The following is a 16,814-nucleotide window of genomic DNA, read 5'->3' as shown; positions in this document are numbered from 1 at the left end:
TGGACGAGGCGCACCCGGCCGTCCAACGCGCTGTCGCCGGGGAACAGCGGATCGTAGGCGCAGACGCTCATCTTGAACGCCAGCGCCCGCTCGGCCACCGCCCGGCCGACCCGGCCCAGCCCGATCAGTCCCAGGGTTTTGCCCGCCAGTTGCCGTCCGACGAACCGACTGCGATTCCAGTTGCCCGCCTTGGTGTCGACGCACGCGGGCACCACGTTGCGCATCAGCGCCAGCAGCAGGGCGAAGGCGTGCTCCGCCGTGGCCACCGTGTTGGCGTCCGGCGTGTTGATCACCAGCACGCCCGCGCGGGTGGCCGCGTCAAGATCGACGTTGTCCACGCCGACTCCGGCCCGCGCCACCGCCCGCAGCCGACCGGGATTCGCCAGCACCTTCGCTGTGACCTTCACGCCCGACCGGATAATCATGCCGTCATAACCGCCGACAATCTCCGCAAGCTGCTCTTCCGAAAGGCCCGTCTTGACGTCCAGTTCCACGTTCTCGCGGGCCTTGGCCTCCTGGACCACGCTGGAATCGAGCTTGTCGGCGACCAGAATCTTGACCATCGTACGCTCCCGTATTCGAAAACACTTGCCCGCCGCCATTCTACGATCCGGTCCCCGGACCGATCAAGCAAAAGCTCTCGCCGGCGCCATCGGAACCGTTTTCGCTGGCCGTCCGCCGGACGGGAACGTAAAATCATAAGTTCCATAACTCAACGCGGAGGCGGACGATGGCGGATCTGGTGACGTTTGGCGAAATGCTCCTGCGGCTCGGAGCGCCGGGCTTTCAGAAGATCGAGCAGGCAACCTCGTTCGAGGTGGTGGTGACCGGAGCGGAGATGAACTCAGCGGTGGTCGCCTCACGGTTCGGCCTCAAGGCCGCCCACGTCACCCGGTTGCCGCGCAGCCCACTGGGACGGATGGTCGAAAACCGAATTCGCGAGCACGGCATCGACACCTCGCACATCGTCTGGACCGATGAGGGCCGGGTCGGCTTGTTCTTTCTCGAACAGGGCGCGATGCCGCGGCCCAGCGCGGTCGTCTACGATCGGGCCGACTCGACGATGAGCCGCATCGGGCCGGGCGAGGTGGATTGGGACGCGGTGTTGCCGGGGGCGAGGCTCTTCCACGTCTGCGGCACGGCGCCCGCGTTGAGTTCCTCATCGGCTGAGGCGGTGCGTGAGGCGATGGCCGCCGCCAAGCGCCATCGCGTGACGGTCAGTTTCGACCTGAACTACCGGGCCAAGCTCTGGTCGATCGAGCAGGCCCGCAAGACCTTCCGCGAGTTGCTCGCGTTCTGCGATATCCTGGTCCTCGGCGAAGGCGATCCGGGAAGGATTTTCGGAATCGACGGCGACGCCCGGCAGGCGGCCGCCCGGATGCGAGAGACGTTCGATCTGAAGGTCGTGGCGGCAACGATGCGGGAGGATCTGAGCGTTTTGCGGAACCGCTGGACGGCGATCGCCTGCACCGACGGCCAGGTCTACGACGACGTGACCTACGAAATGGAGATCATCGACCGCGTGGGCGGCGGCGACGCCTTCACCGGGGCGTTTCTCTACGCCTATGCCGCCTTTGACGGCGATATCCGCAAGTGTCTCCAGTACGGCAACGCCGCCTGCGCCCTGAAGCACACGATCCCCGGCGACCTGAACTGGTGCACTCGTCAGGACGTCGAGGACCTGATCACCCGAGGCCCCGGCGCGGGCGCCAATCTGCGGATCAAGCGATAGGACCCTCAGCCGCCAACCGACGAAACGGCCGAGCTGTTCCACGCTTGGCCGGTGACCGTGTAGCGGGCAGGAAACGGCGCATTCGCCTCCATCGTGCGGAAGCGTACGATCTGAGCTTCGCCCGGCAACAGCGAGAAGCAGTTCTCATCGGGAGAAAGACCCGTTTCGCCCGCAGCCGCCTCGATGGCGACGAACAGGGCCGGAACGCCGCCGACATTGACAACCCTCACCGCCGCGACATCGACCCGCTCCATTCGAAGCTCTGCAGCGGGTGGATGAAGCATCGAGGCCAGCGGCGGCGACTCCTGCTCGCGGCTGGTGATCCCGAAGGTATAGAGATGCCGCGAACGCACCCGTCCGTCGCGGTCGCAGAGCTTCAGGAAGCACAGCACGACCTGGCCCGCCAGCTCGGACGACAGCGACAACCGGCCGCATCCGATGCGCTGGGCGGCGTCCGGCTTAACCGATACAACGTCCGACTGTGTTTCGAGCGGTCGCCCATCGAGCGTGCAAAACGAACAGCTCCAACGGGCGTCAGACAGCGATTCTGAGACGAGACTCGACACCCACAACTCCAGATCGAGCGTCGATCCGACCGGCCAGATGATCTGGTCATACCGGGCGCTGAGGTCGATCGGCGCGAACGACCGCCGAACGTAGTAGTACGCCATCTTGGGCCGGCCGCCGTACTCGACGAAGCATCCATGGGCCGCGTTGGGCCACGGTTCGTTGTACGACCAGATGGCGCAGGCGCTGCGATGCCAAATGGCCCGCCGCATCGCCTGATTGGCGTAGCGCAACGCCTCGGCCTGGACGAACTGGCTGCACCGGACCTCGGTCTTCAGGTCGGGCGGTTCGCCGAAGAGGGCGACGTACTGCCCGCGGCCAAGCCAGTGCTCCTCGCCCAGGGCGTCAAAGGCCTTGTGCCATCGCCAGACCTCATCGTCCGACCGGATCGGCCACAGCCGGTCGGATGGGATGATCCGACGAAGCGTTTCGACCGATGAGGCGCCCGCCGCCCCGTATTCGGTCCATTCGATCGGATTGTCCGGCCCGACCGAGAGCGGCTCGCCCGTGTTGCAGACCTGATAGTGACTCTCGCGATCGTACCAGTGCGGGCCGTGACGCTGGCCCTCGCAGACCGGGTCCGGGCCGTAGCACGGCCGCGTCGGATCGAGTTGGCGACAGAGTTCCACGAACTGCACCATCTGCCGGCTGTTCCCGGTCGTCACGTACAACTCGTTGCCGAACGTGTAGCGGACGATGCACGGATGGTTGATAAGCCGCGGCAGAACGCTGCGCATCTCGTCCGCGGCGCACGCCAGTGCTGCATCGGTTTCCTGCGGTCGACAGCCGGCGTTCGGAAAATCCTGGAAGACCATCAGCCCGTACCGATCGCACAGATCGTAAAAGACCGGCTTTTCGATCAATCCGCCTCCCCAAAGCCGCAGCAGCGTGAAATTCGCCTCCGCCGCCAACCGGATCAACCGCTCGTAGTCCGAGTCGTGAGCCCTGCCGTAGAGCAGATCGCAGGGCACCCAGTTGCCGCCCTGGGCGAAGACCTTCCGGCCGTTGATCGAGATCAGATACCGCTGCGGCGACGACACCGACGATGCATCCTTAAGCTCTCTTTTGCCCGTCGTGTAGTCGGAGTAGCGGCGGAAATCCTCAGCTCCGGGATTCTCCAGGATCTGCAGATCGCGGATGCCGAAGGTCGTCTGGGCCGAATCCAGCGGCTCACCGGTGTCCGCATCCTTGGCCGTCACGGTCAGGCGATAGAGGTTCTGCTCGCCGTAGCCGCAAGGCCACCAGAGCGCCGGCGCGCTCACGCGTAGACTGTGTCGAACGACCGTATTGTCCTCACCGCACTCAACCTTAACAGAACTGCGGGAAACCGGCCCGTCTGCGGTGATGCACTCGGCGGAACAGATCAGCTCGACCGTCCTCGGCTTGGTCGTCCGAACGTCGGCTGTCAAATGCAGCATCGCCCGGTCGTACGGCGCCGTCAACTCGGGCTTGATGGTGATTTGCGAGATCGTCGCCCCGTTCGTCGCGACGAGATTCACGTCCTGCCAGATGCCCAGCGTAAAGACCGGCGTGCCCCAATCCCAACCCGTCGCCGTCCGGCATTTCCAGTACGGCAACTGCCGGACCATCGCTTCGAATGCGTGGTAGTGGGGCCAGCCGTAGCCGGTCTGGCTGAACAGCTTCTCGAGCACCTCCGGCGACGCCGGCTCGATTTGAATCACCAGGACATTCTCATCGCCCGGCTTCGCGATCCGCGTCACGTCGAATTCGAACGTCGTGAACTGCCCTTCGTGCCGGCCCAGCTCCACGTCGTTGAGCCGCACGCGGCAGGCGTAGTCCACCCCGTCAAACCGCAGCCGCATCGTCTTGCCACGCCACGACTCCGGCACGACGAACCGCTTGCGATACCACCACGGCTTGGCGGGAACGTCGCGGCCCTCTCGGCTGTTCAGGCCGTAGTGGATATCCGCCAGCCGTCCGGCCCGCTCCAGATCGGCGTGAACGTCGCCCGGCACGCTCGCGGCAATGCTCTGGTCACTCGACCACTGCGGGTCGCAAGACAATTCCCAGTCTTCGCCGCTCAGGCATAGAGTCTGACGGGCGGAAGGCAAGACAACGTCGCTGTTCATCGCGGAGGCCCTCTATGGTGGTTCGAACCGGCCACAAAGGTAACGGTGCGGCTGGAACCGGTCAAGGGGCCTCCGCCGCCGATAGGAAATCGAAATGCCTTGCACATCCGCCCGCTGAGCCTATAATCCGCCAAAGGTCTCGCTCCACGAAAGCACGGACCGGACGCAGAGGAAAGCCGCCATGGCCCAACTGGAGTTCCTCGAGAACGGCTACTACAGCCTCGTCGTCTGCCCGCGCAGCCGAGACTGCCCGCGCACCTCGCCGGACAACGTCGTGAAACTCAACGACGGCTCGCTTCTGCTGCCCTATTGCCACAAGACCGGCCGGGCCGACGAAGCGACCGAGATCACCAAGGGCAAGCGCTCGACAGACGGCGGGCGGACGTGGGGACGGTCGTTCACCATCTTTCCCAACGAGGCGAAGATGCACTGCGGCACCGGCGGCTGGCTGCGCCTCGGCTCGGGCGAACTGGCCGTCGCCTTCTACCGCATGGAAGCCTACGACAACATGCAGATCTACCTGCTCCGTTCGTCCGACGAGGGCAAGACCTTCGGCGAGCCCGCCCGCATCACGCCGCGCGAGGGTTACAACTGCCCGTGCAACGGCCGGCTGGTCCAGCTCGACGGCGGCCGGCTAATCTACCCGATCGCCTACACCTCCCGCAGCCGGGCTGCCGACGAGAACTACTCGACCATCGTCTGCTACAGCGACGACGGCGGGGCGACCTGGCGCGAGAGTCGCAGCGAGCTCCGCGCCGCCAAGCGAGGGTTGATGGAACCGGTGATCGCCGAGATCGCCGACGGGCGATGCCTGATGCTGATGCGCACCCAGTTGGGCTCACAGTACCAGTCGTTCTCGGACGACGGCGGCGAGACATGGTCGGCAGTTGAGCCGTCGGCGTTGGTCTGCCCCGAAGCCGGCGCTCATCTGGCGAGGGTCCCGAACACGCGAGACCTCCTGGCCTGCTGGAACTACGACTACAAGCCGCACTGGCATCGCCGCCACTACGGCCTGCGCTGCCCGCTGACCGTCGCGATCTCGCGCGACGGCGGCCGAACCTGGGAGAACATCAAGGACCTCGAGGACGACCACCGCTACGCCTACATGAACCCCTCGATCGGCTTCATCGACGGCTACGCCTACGTCACCTACGCCCGCGGCCACTGGATCAGCCAGTGGGGCATCATGGACGCCAAGCTGACCATCGTGCCGATCGACTTCTTCTACAACGACCACAGGCTCGACCGGGCCTTCCGCGAAATGCCCCAGCCGAAGGCCCCGCTGGGGATCGACATCAACGCCCAGAAGAAATAGAAGGAGCCCCCATGAACGCCCGATCGCCGCGCCGACTGTTTGTGGACGACTTCCACGTAGCTCAAATGTCCGGCCTGACCCGCCGGATGCACGCCGCCGACAAGCACCCGGCCAACCCGGTGATCCGGCCGGACAAGCCATGGGAAAGACGCAACGTCTCGGTCAACTGCAGCACGATCTACGACCCGGCCGACCGCCTGTTCAAGATGTGGTACTTCACCGGCGAGGTCAGGTCCTGCTACGCCGTGTCCTCGGACGGCGTTCGCTGGGAAAAGCCTCCATTAGGCCTGGTCGAATGCGACGGTTCGAAGGACAACAACCTCGTCGACGGCAAGGTGTTCTATATCGTCGCGGGCGATGACGACTTCTCGCCGCTCGGGCCGGATCACCGCTACCAGACCATCGCCTACGCGGGCGATAAGGGTCTGATCGTCCAGAGCTCCGCCGATGGCGTCAAATGGACCGATCGCGGGCCGTGCAAGGTACTCGGAGCGGGCGACACGTTCATCCCGGTCAAATCCACCAGGCCGTTTTGCGGCCCGGATGATCCGCCGGGCTACCCGAAACCGCAAAACCTCCCGCGATACCTGGGCGTCGCCCGATGGTGTCAGCCGGTCGGCCGATTCGACGGATCGGGCCCCCTTCAGCCGACCCGGCGCGTCCAGGCCCTCGTCGAGGCTGACGACCTGCGCCAGTGGCGAAACCCCATCCGCATCCTGACTCCCGACGAGCAGGACGACACGATGGCCCACCAGCGGATCGAAGCGGCCGTGGCCGACGGATCGCTGATCCACGACTGCCGCGAAGACCGCCGCTGCGAGTTCTATACCATGCTGATCGTGCCCTACGAGGAACTCTACATCGGCCTGCTGCTGATCTTCGATCCGTCGTACGAGTTCGGCCGGATCGGGAAGAACAACCAACCCGGACCCGGCCACCTGCAGCTTGTGGCCAGCCGCGACCTTATCGACTGGCAGCGCCTCGGCGGCCGCCAACCGTTCATCGACCGCGGCGAACCCGGCCAGTTCGATTGGGCGATGGCCTGGTATCCCTGCCTGCCCATCGTCAAGGACAGTCGGCTCTGGTTCTACTACAGCGGCAACTGCACCACGCACGCCGGCACCCGCGATCCGCAGTACTGGGAGAACCTGACCGCCCGCGTCGACCGCGGCGAGCTGCCGGGCATCGGCTCGGTGGGCCTGGCCACGCTCCGCCGCGACGGCTTCGTCTCGCTCGACGCCGACGACCGCGGCGGCTGCCTGCTGACCAGGGTCTTCGACTGGCCCGAAGGGGCTCTCCACCTGAATACCGACGCCCGCGGCGGCGAGGTGCGGATCAGCCTCTGCCAGCCGGACGGCACGCCGTACCTCGGCTGCGAGCTCTCGGACCCGATCGTCGGCGACCAGCTCGATGCAGCCGTCCGCTGGCCGCAATCCGCCTCGTCGCAGGCCGGCCCGCTTCACACCCACGGAACCGCCACCGAAGCCGGCGTCCTCGACGGCGACGAGTACCGCCGCCTCCGCCCGGGCAAGAAGGTCCGCCTCAAGATCCATGCCCGCTGCGCCCGGCTCTACTCCTACTGGTTCGTCTAGCAGCCGACCGCCGGATCGCGCAATGCGAGCCGCAGACCCTGGGGTTGTGGGACACCGCGGTCAGGGGTATACTTTCCTGGGCGCGCCGCGGTTGTTGTTCCCGCTCTTAAGGAGATCGCCATGCTCGCTGTCGATTGGACCTCCAACGAGATGATCGCCCTCTACATCGCCCTGGCCCTGGTCGTGGGCGTGGTGGTGGCGGTGCTGGTGTTGCGGAACACGGTGCGGACGCGGATGCGGACCGAACGCCAGATCCGCGACGATCCGGATATCAACGAGTGGCTGGTCGTCTTCGACTGGACGCCGAAGGTTCTCTACACTCCGACCATCCTCGCCTCGCTGCTGGCCGCGGGCATGATGGTCCTGCACAATCGCGGCTGGCTGCCGGAGCGGATCACGCCGGAGATGATCGGCGGCGTCTGGTTCCTGGTCGTGCTGGTCAACTTCCTGGTCGAGGAGTACGAGATCAACCTGCGCATCCTGCTGATCGGCATGCTCGTGGTCGCCTTCGGGCTGCTCTGGCTTCACCTGGTCGGCTCGGTCGCCTCGACGCTGCGGCTCTTCGGCCACCTGGCGATCTCGCTCAGCGCCACCGCGTACCTGTTGGTCGCGATCATCGGGCTGGTCACCATCGCCGTCTCATGGATCAAGGGCCTGTTCTACTACGTGGCCCTCACGCCCAACTACATGAACGTCCAGGAAGGGCCCACCGAAAGCGGCGAGCAGGTCAGCCGCGAGGACTACAACACCCGCGTCAACACCGGTGACTTCCTCGAACGCCTCCTGGGTTTCGGACGGATCGTCATCACCTTCAAGGACAACAGGCGGTTGCCCATCGTCCTGCTGGTCTGGCGGATCGATCGCAAAGCCCAGCTTCTCGAGGAAGTCCGCGGCAGCATCGCCATCGACAAGTCCGTCGCCTGACCGCCGCCGTCAGCGCGGCAGCTTGATCAGCTCGAACCCGGTCACCTCGAACGCCAGATCGTCGCCCTCGCGTCCGATCTTGATCCCGGCGATCCGGTCCAGGTCAAGCCGGTGGTTCGGGTCGCCGGTGAACCACAGCGCCCACGGCATGTGCTCGAACACCGCGGTCACCCGCTGCGGCTGATCGCCAGCCAGCGAGATCGTGCGGTAGTAGTAGCAGCCGTTGGGTTCACGGAACATCAGCCGCACCATTCCCGCGCCTTTGATCGGCGTGATCTGAAGCGAGACACCGTCCCACTCCGACAGGTCGAGCGGCGGATCGAACCGCGTCACCGCGTAGGAGAAATAGTCGATCGCTCCGGCGTCTTCCCGCTTCGGCTCCGACTCGTAACGGAAGCCCGACTCGCCGGCCGCCGCGACTTTCGCCGGAGCGTTGCGGGCGCCGTCGTCGTACCGCACGTCGTCCGGCCGCCAGTTCTCGGCCTTCGCCCAGTCCACCGCCTGCCGCTGCGTCGGCACGAGCGCCGTCTCGCCAAACCCGAGCAGGCTCACCGCCGGTGAAGTCTCTCGGCCGTCAAACTCGCCTCGCACGACGATCTTGCCCGTCAAATCCGCCACCGTCCGCGGCTGCTTCGGCGCGATCGTGAAGGTCAGCACCTCGCGACCCATCGGATCGAGGCGAACGTCCGCCCGCTCCGGCGCCACCTGCCAGCCGGCTGGAACCGACACCTCAACGTGCCCTTCCGCCGGCTTCTCTTCGTTGAAGTTGTACACTTCCAGCGTGTAGGCCACTGCTTGCGGATCGGCCGCCGCCTGCGCGTCGTAGCACGACCGCTCCGGCAGCAGCGGCAGATCGCAGTAGCCCATCAGCACCACCTTCGACGGATCGTTCCTGGGAAGCTTGCCCGCCGGACGCACCTTGCCCGACAGCTCCGGTTTGATCTTCTCGCCCAGGTCGACCAGGTAGATCGGGTCCGGTCCCAACTCGACCGTCACCCGCCCGTCGGCCGCCGGCAGTTCGTCCATCGCACCGAACAGGTTCGCCCGCCGAACGCTGCTTTTATCCGTCGGGACCGAAAGCGACCGCGCCTCATCCGACCACGCCGCCAGCACCACGCCCGCCGGCGTCGAAAACGCGCGGGCCTCGACCGCGGCGTCATCGCCCGCGTACCGGCCCAGATACGTGCTCTGCCCCAGCAGGTTCGCCGCCGCCGCGTAGCTCATCATCACCGGATACGGCGAGTGATCCGCCCGCAGCAGCCCGAACTCCAAACCGCGCTCCAGGTAGTGCGGCATGCAGAAGAAGAAGTACCGGTCCACCCCCGCCGCCAGCGCCATCGTCACGTTCTTGGCCGTCAGCGGGCAGCGCCGCCGCTGGTTCGCATCGCTCATGTGCGGGTCCTCGCCCTCCGTCGCCTCGAACGGCGCTCCGCCCTCGCTGATCCAGTTCGGCCGCTCCGCCGCCCCGTACTCAGCCATCATCTCGGTGTATGCATCCACGTTCCACGCATACTGCTCCGGCTTGCCGTAAAAGTGCCAGTTGAACACCTCGCTGTACTCGCCCAGTCCCGACTCCAGCAGCACCCGCAGGAACGGCGTCGCCCCCCAGCAGATCGAACCGTTGGTCACGATCGCGTTCGGATCGCCCGCCTTCAGGCCCAGGTACGCCGCCTTCTCGTACGCCGCGTACTTGTCCGGCGCATGGCCCATCGCCGCATCCCACTCGTTGCCCGTCTCCCACGCCTTGTACAATCCCGCGAATTTCGCAGCCGCCGTCTTCGAGAACGTGTACAAATCTCGCAAATCGTCCGGAATCAGCTCCTGCGGGTTGGCCGGCGTTGTCCACGGCGGCGAATCGTGCCAGACCTGGGAAATGTTGACGCCCGCCGACGCCAGCTTTTCCGCCGCCTGCGGATACTCCTTCCAGTCGATCGGCCCCTGACTCCACTGCACCGCGCTCCACCAGAGCCGCTCGCGCACCCACGGAATGTTCGCCCGCCCAAGCGCCTCGACCAACCCTCCGCCCGCTCCGATCGTGTCCGCCGCCACCCGGCCCTCCCGCGGCATCGATTCGCCGATCCGCGCCATCAACACGCCCAGCGTCACCATCTGCTCCGCCGCCTCGTCGCGGCACACAAGGCGGTACCAGCCCGGCGACAGCTCGCCCAACTCGATCGTCGTCTGCCCGTCGCTCACCGCCGCTGCACCCTCGGCGACCGTCTTGCCGAAAAAGTCCGTGACGGCGTACGTCGCCTGCCCTTTGACTTCCTTGGCCCCGAGCGTCACCGGCTCGCCCGCCGCGAACAGATTCGCCGGAACCTGCGTCTCAATCACCATCGCCGCACTCCACGCACCAAAAACCGTCGATACCAACACCGCCGCCAAACCCGTCGCTCGCATGGATTTGTCCTTTCGCTTGGTGTAACGTCGCGGGCGGACCGTCGGGAACCGCCCGAACCACTGCTTACTCGTCTACCGTCAACTCGATCAGCCGCACGCCGCCGTTTTCCAACTCGAAACTCAACTTCACTTCCTGGCCGCCCTCGACCCGCCGATCAGCCAGTTCCTCGAGTCCCGGCCGCTCCGGATTCGCCGTCAGGTTGCTGTGCCGGCTGTCGATCAGCCACGACCGCTCACGCAGGCTTCGCCCGGCCAGCGGCGTCCCCTCAAGATCGACCTCCACCATCACCCGCCGCGCCGCCGCCAACGCATCGCTTCGGCTGAACTGCCACACCAGCACCCGCAGCGTCTCACCGTCCCGCGCCGCCAGCCCGCCGACCCGATCGTCCGACGTCGTCACCGCCGCCTGATCGCCCGCCAACCGCGCGTACGCCTCGAGCAGGTTGTACACCGGCTTGGGCTTGTTGGTGTGCGTGATCGCCCCGAACCACCCGGTCAACTCCCGCTCCGCCGATGGGTCCTTCGGCATGAAGAAGTACGAGTGTGAGAGCCCCTGCTGGTGCAGCACTCCCAGCGTCGCCGCTGCGCTGCCCGCGTTGTAGAAGCTGTCGTTCTCCGGGCTGATGCGGCCGTTGAGATTCCACTCGCTGTAGGCCAGCTCGATCTCGTCGCCGAAGCCCAGCTCCGCAAGCGTCCGGCGGACCGTCGCGATCTGCGAGGCGTAGTCCGCCACGTCGTAGCCGCAGTTGTACCAGTGCCACGTAACAAAGTCGATCTTCGCCCCGCTCTCCTTGACCCGCTGGAGAAACTGCACGATCCACGCCCCAACCGCGCTGGCCGGACCGCCCACCTTCGCCGTCGGATCCGCCTCCAGCACCCCTTCCACCGCCGTCCGATAGAGTTTGGCGTACGTCTCCGCATCCGCCGTCAGAAACCCGCCGCCGTCCGGCTCGTTCCAGACCTCATAGTGGAGTCCCGCGAGCTTACGGTCCTCCGCCAGATGCCGGGCCAACTCGCGGCACACCGCCTGCCACTGCCCATAGTCCCTTGGCGGAGCGTACGGCGTGCCGTCAACGCTGAGCGCCGGCGGCATGTAGCTCAGGCAGACAAACGGTTCGGCGCCGACCGCGCCGATCTGCTCGATCACCCGGTCCAGCCGGCTCCAGTCGTACGAAATCCTGCCCGCCTCGTCCCGCTTCACCGCGTCGTAATAGTCGAACACGTGGTCGATTCGAATCCGTTCGATCCCGAGCTTCCGCAACAGCGGCGACATCGACGACCAGAACTCCGGATTGACCACGTCGCCGATCCCGCCCTGAGAAAAGTCGGTGATCGGATCGAACGGGCCAAGCTCGTCGCCCGATTTGACCGACAGTTTCGCCGGCCCGCCCGCCGCCACCCGCCGCGGATCGCGTCGCACCAACGCCAGTGCGTCGGCGATCAGGTTGTAGGCGTGGTCCTCGTGAGGCCGCCGCCCACCGACTCGCAGCACGACCTCGCACGGCCCCTTCTCAAGCCGCACCGGCCCGCCCACGTGCGGAACCACGCTCTCGCCGTACCGGAAGTAATACTCCGGAAGGCCCGCCCGCTCCACCGTGAACGCCACCTTTTGCCCGGCCGCCTCCACGCTGAAGGGCGAGGTGCACGAGGTATCCAGCCCCTGCGCCCAAACCACCACGTAGTACGCCCCTCGCCTGGGGACTTCGACTGCATACCGGGCCATGTAACCGCCCGCCGGCGGGTCCGACGGGTTGTACAGATTGATCATCGCCTCGCTCGAACACGCCGCGGCGCGTCCACCCGACTGCACGATCGGCCCGCGCAGCTCCACAGCGGCTTCCGCTTCGACGAAAACGTCATACTCTGCCGCCCGCGGTCGGGCCTCGACCGTTGCCGGAGCGCACAGACACAGCACCGTAAACAGGGAGACTCCGATCCGGATCGTCATGTGGCAAAGACCCCTAAAAACCCCGGTAGGGAATGTACAGGCCCATACCGTCGTAGCCCGGACTCCAGTGTTGTGGGAATTGATACCACGTCACGTGGCCGTCGGCGTGAAGCACGTTGCCGCCGCGCGACGGCGGCTGGCCCGCCGGGTGGGCGTTGCACTGGTTGGTCCATGACGCGCCGACGTCGCTGACGATGTCGAATGCGTACGCCGCCTGCGAAGGTGTGGCCGCTATCTTGCTGACGTCGGTGAACCGGTCCGGCCCGCGCGTGATGATCCCATTGCCCAGCATCGAATACGTCGGCCACGGATCGGTGGTAAACTCCGCCGGAGTCGAATCCGGACCCACCCCTTTCCGCGGATTGCCGATGTACAGGTAACCCGCAAAGCCGTATCCGGAATTCCACGCGCTCGACGACGTCGGAAAAGCCATGTTGCTGTACGGCTCGCAGAAAAACAGATGGTGGTCCGGCACGTAACCGGGCGTCAGCAGCCCGAACCCCTGCGGATACCCGCCGTAGATGTGCTGCATCCGCGCCCACGCGTTCCCAACCGCGTCATAAGACGGCGGATACCAGTCCCGCTCGTCACCCGCGTACATCGTGCACGCCGTCCCGATCTGCCGAAGCTGCGTGCCGCACGAAGTGACCCGCGCCTGCTCCCTGGCCGACTGCAGCGCCGGAAGCAGAATCGCCACCAGCACCGCGATGATCGCCACCACCACCAGCAGTTCGATCAGCGTGAAGCCCGAGACTCTTCGCGTCCTGCGCTGCATGACCCTCTCGATCAGTCGTTAAACGCCCTTTTATACCCGATCCACGGCTCGTTGGTGCTGGCGCCCACCCACTCGAAATCCGCGTATGGTCGCCAGATCACGTGGCCGTCAAGCCGCAGAATGTTCACCCCTTCGCCGCCGTGCCCGCTGGGGACATACGGCAGCGACGCATACGGATTGCCGCCCGCCATGAACACGTCGCACACGCCCATCGCCGTGCCGGAGGGATTGTCCTGGTAGTTCGCCGTCGGGTTGGGCCACGTCGACGTGTACGTCGTCGGTCCCCATGGCGGCGCGCTGTCGGAACATGTAAAGACCAGAATGTACATCACGTTCAGGAAGTTGCCGGGCCCCACGCCCGGTATCCCCGCCGGGTCGCTGAATATCCCACGCCCCATCGCGTTCTGAGGATCGTAGTCCGGTTTGAAGTCAACCCACTCCGCCGGTACGTACCCGCGGAAACACCCGAACCCCGCATCCCGATTGTAGTTAAAGTCATAGAGACCGTAAGGGTAGAAACCATCCGTCCGGAGATACGGCATCCGGTCCTGATGGTCAGCCTGATAACTCGCCGCCAACAGCCCGATCTGGTGCCAGTTGGCTTGGCACTGCGTCCGCCGGGCCTCCTCGCGGGCCTGCTGCAGCGCCGGCAACAGCATCGCCACCAACACGGCAATGATCGCCACCACCACCAGCAACTCGATCAACGTGAACGATTTCGAATCTCGAATTTCGAATTTCGAATTGGTCGAAGAGGCCGTGTGGCGATTCATATCCGCATCCATCCCAAATCAACAATCAACAATCAGCCATCAACAATTCCCCACCCCTCCCGTGCTCTTACGCGTCACCAGGTCGCACCGCAGCTTGTCCCGCGTCTCATCGGTCAGCAGCACCTCCAGCCCGCGGCAAAGCCGGTGGACCTGCCGCGCCGCCTCATAGCCGAACTCCAGGTACGGAATCCGCACCGTGGTCAACGGCGGACACGTGTACGCCGTCTCCGGAAAATCGTCGAAACCCACCAGCGATATCCGATCCGGCACCGCCACACCGTGATCGTACAGCCACGCCAACGCCCCGCGGGCGATGTACTCGCTCGTGGCGAATGCCGCCGTCATGTCGGGAAACCGGGCGAGCAGCTCTTCAATCGCGCTGGCCCCGAACACCAGGTCACCCCGATGGCGAGTCGCGTCGGCCGTCGCAGCCAGCCGGTCATCCTCCTCGATCCCGTGCTCGCGCAACGCACGCCGGTAACCCTCCCAGCGGCTTCGCCCGGTGTGCCGGTCGGCCGTGCTGACCATGATCCCGATCCGCCGATGCCCCAGCCCGATCAGATGCTCGACCGCCCGATACGCCAACTGCTCGTCGTCGATCAACAGCACCCGCTCCGACGGCCGGTCATCGTTGTTGAACAGGCAGAAATACGGAAACCGCTGCCCGTCGAACTGAACGAGGTACTCGCTCTGGTTGCTGGCCCGCAGCACCACCGCCCCATCCGCGTTCCGCCGCCGCAACTCCCGCACCAGGTCGCACTCGTTCAGCTCGTGAATCCCCGAACTGTAGAGACTCATCTCCACGTCCTCGTGCCGGCAGTACTGGGCAATCCCCTCCAGCGTCTGCGACAGGAACGCCCCGAAATCCAGCGGATGCTCGTCATACTGCTGAATCAGCACGCAAATATTAGTGACTTTATTACTTACAAATCGTGGCTTGTACTTGTACCGGTCGGCGACCTGCTGCACCTTGGCCCGGACCGTGGCGCTGACCGCCGGATGGTTGTTCAGCGCCCGCGAAACCGTCGCCGGCGAGAGCCCCAACTCTTCGCTGAGCGTGTAGATCGAAGTCTTCTTGCTCCGGACATTCGCCATAGCCACTTGGCCCAAAGGTTGCAGGAAATGTTGCACTTTGTTGCATTCAGCATAACCGATCCCCGAATTCATGTCAATATGGTTCTTTCGCTTCTTTTCCCCGCCCCCCGTAGCGGCTCACCCGGGGCGGCCTACCGCCGGTTCCGGCTCTCCCCGACCTCCCGGGCGATCCGGGTCCAAGTCCGTAGTTTTTCCGGATTGCCGCCCACCGTCTCGATGTCCTGCAGACAGAAATCGTAGATCGTATCGCCGGCGACGTTCGCCTTGCCCTCCAGGTCCTTGCGCATCTGCTCCTCGTCGAACGTCATCAACACCTCGGTCGGCGAGGGGCGGATCTGCATCACCACCTCCCGCCCGCACTGCTGGGCTGAGTAGGCCAGATCCGACCACGGCGAGACCGTCACCCGCCGCAGATTCGGCAGCCGCCGCCGCAGAATCTCCAGTTTGCCCACCAGCGACTCGCAACACCCGTAGGCCACCAACCCGTGCCTCGCGAAGATCGGCAACTGGTATTCCAGCAGAAACTCCTCCCACTGCCCCGGCGAGACCAGGCAGAACTCCTGAGAATCCGCTTCGCACCAAAGGTCCTTCAGCCCCATACTCCCGCCGTCACCGCCGCTCTCCGGCAGGTCCTCGCAAACCAGGGGCGCCTTATTCAGTCCACCCACCGCATTGGCGGTCAGATGTCCATCCGCCTCCAGACCCTCCAGATGCTCAACGTGGGCCTCCCCAATGAACCTCATGAACCGCCCGAACCACTCCGGCCGATCGATACAGTCGTACATCATCTGCTCGAGCCCGCGAAGATACGCTCCCCAGTACGCCAGCGGAGCCCCCGAAAGCCGCCCGTAAACCACCCGAACCCCCAACGTCCCCTCCAGCAGCTCTTCCGCCCGGTCCCGGCGCTCCCGCGTCGCCGCCTCGTCAATCTGCCACCGCGGCACGCGGAGCTTCTCGATGTCCGCCTCATCCCGGATCTCCGGCTTGAACTCAAACGCACCGTGCCGGTCGCCCGTTCGCTTGGTCTCGATATTCACTCCCCACATCGTCGGCCGGTCCGGCCCGGCATGCACCGCTTCGACCTCCACCCACGGCTCGAACACCTCGTCGTCGCCCACCCAGTGCTTCAAAAGCCGCATCCGCAGTTGTCGCTCGACGTGCCGCTCCAGCGGATCGACCGCCTGCAGGCTCTCTTCGGGCACCAGTTCGACCCATGCTCCGCACGGCCGGCACATCACCGGCGCCCGCTCGACCTTTCGCAGGCTGTTATGCGCCCGCCACAGCCGTCGCCGCTGTGCGTTGGCCTCACCCGCCGCGATCTCCGCCACCCGCCTCGCCAGTTCTCGAACGCCTTCGCCTGCCATCACCATCCGTCTCCTCGAATCGCGCTCATTCGCAGGAGACATTCTTCCCGATCCACCGGCAACGGCAAGTGTTTCTTCAGGAATTGGAGCAACTCGCGCCTCTATCGCGCCACCTTGATGATCCGCACCGCGATGGGCGCCAAAGCCGCCCAGATGCTGCTGGCCAAAATGGCCCAGCCGCACCAACAGCTTCCTCCCGCGATCCTCCACGGCCACATCGTCGAACGCGACAGCGTCGC

12 protein-coding genes are annotated in these 16,814 nt (G+C 65.4%); 4 read left to right on the top strand and 8 right to left on the bottom strand.

What is annotated here, in order from left to right; all coding sequences use genetic code 11:
* The coding region (locus GXY33_20285; protein ID NLX07487.1) for a phosphoglycerate dehydrogenase at positions 1 to 563 on the bottom strand (563 nt) is incomplete at its 3' end.
* Between the two features lie 167 nt (positions 564 to 730).
* Here GXY33_20285 and GXY33_20280 point away from each other — a divergent pair.
* The gene (locus tag GXY33_20280; GenBank protein ID NLX07486.1) at positions 731 to 1,732 is read left to right on the top strand and encodes a sugar kinase; all 1,002 of its coding nucleotides are present in this window, start codon (positions 731 to 733) and stop codon (positions 1,730 to 1,732) included.
* A gap of 5 nt (positions 1,733 to 1,737) precedes the next feature.
* Here GXY33_20280 and GXY33_20275 read toward each other — a convergent pair whose 3' ends face one another.
* Positions 1,738 to 4,389, bottom strand: coding sequence for a hypothetical protein (locus GXY33_20275; GenBank protein NLX07485.1), 2,652 nt, complete (start codon positions 4,387 to 4,389; stop codon positions 1,738 to 1,740).
* Positions 4,390 to 4,570: 181 nt separating this feature from the next.
* On the opposite strand from GXY33_20275, the gene GXY33_20270 reads away from it, so the two are divergent.
* From GXY33_20270 to GXY33_20260, 3 genes are all read left to right on the top strand, one after another.
* Complete coding sequence (locus tag GXY33_20270) at positions 4,571 to 5,704, top strand: exo-alpha-sialidase (GenBank protein ID NLX07484.1); 1,134 nt, start codon at positions 4,571 to 4,573, stop codon at positions 5,702 to 5,704.
* An 11-nt stretch (positions 5,705 to 5,715) separates the two neighbouring features.
* Entirely contained in the window at positions 5,716 to 7,296 is a 1,581-nt protein-coding gene (locus tag GXY33_20265) for a hypothetical protein (protein NLX07483.1), read from the top strand.
* A gap of 120 nt (positions 7,297 to 7,416) precedes the next feature.
* Positions 7,417 to 8,220: a hypothetical protein gene (locus GXY33_20260; protein ID NLX07482.1), complete on the top strand. Its 804-nt coding sequence runs from the start codon at positions 7,417 to 7,419 to the stop codon at positions 8,218 to 8,220.
* Between the two features lie 9 nt (positions 8,221 to 8,229).
* Here GXY33_20260 and GXY33_20255 read toward each other — a convergent pair whose 3' ends face one another.
* The 6 genes from GXY33_20255 to GXY33_20230 all read right to left on the bottom strand — a co-directional run bounded on the left by GXY33_20255 (position 8,230) and on the right by GXY33_20230 (position 16,578).
* Positions 8,230 to 10,620 carry a hypothetical protein gene (locus tag GXY33_20255; GenBank protein ID NLX07481.1) on the bottom strand — a complete coding sequence of 797 codons (2,391 nt, stop codon included), beginning with the start codon at positions 10,618 to 10,620 and terminating at the stop codon, positions 8,230 to 8,232.
* Between the two features lie 64 nt (positions 10,621 to 10,684).
* Positions 10,685 to 12,568, bottom strand: a complete 1,884-nt coding sequence (locus GXY33_20250; protein NLX07480.1) for a hypothetical protein — start codon at positions 12,566 to 12,568, stop codon at positions 10,685 to 10,687.
* Positions 12,569 to 12,581: 13 nt separating this feature from the next.
* The gene (locus tag GXY33_20245) at positions 12,582 to 13,343 is read right to left on the bottom strand and encodes a DUF1559 domain-containing protein (protein ID NLX07479.1); all 762 of its coding nucleotides are present in this window, start codon (positions 13,341 to 13,343) and stop codon (positions 12,582 to 12,584) included.
* A gap of 11 nt (positions 13,344 to 13,354) precedes the next feature.
* Entirely contained in the window at positions 13,355 to 14,116 is a 762-nt protein-coding gene (locus GXY33_20240) for a DUF1559 domain-containing protein (protein NLX07478.1), read from the bottom strand.
* Between the two features lie 39 nt (positions 14,117 to 14,155).
* Positions 14,156 to 15,211, bottom strand: a complete 1,056-nt coding sequence (locus GXY33_20235) for a LacI family transcriptional regulator (protein NLX07477.1) — start codon at positions 15,209 to 15,211, stop codon at positions 14,156 to 14,158.
* 131 nt (positions 15,212 to 15,342) lie between these two features.
* Entirely contained in the window at positions 15,343 to 16,578 is a 1,236-nt protein-coding gene (locus GXY33_20230) for a hypothetical protein (GenBank protein ID NLX07476.1), read from the bottom strand.
* Between the last annotated feature and the right edge of the window lie 236 nt (positions 16,579 to 16,814).

The sequence above is a fragment of the Phycisphaerae bacterium genome (assembly GCA_012729815.1).
Classification (GTDB): Bacteria; Planctomycetota; Phycisphaerae; order JAAYCJ01; family JAAYCJ01; genus JAAYCJ01.
Note: the sequence above shows the minus strand (reverse complement) of the source record. Positions and strands in the feature narration are given on the sequence as shown.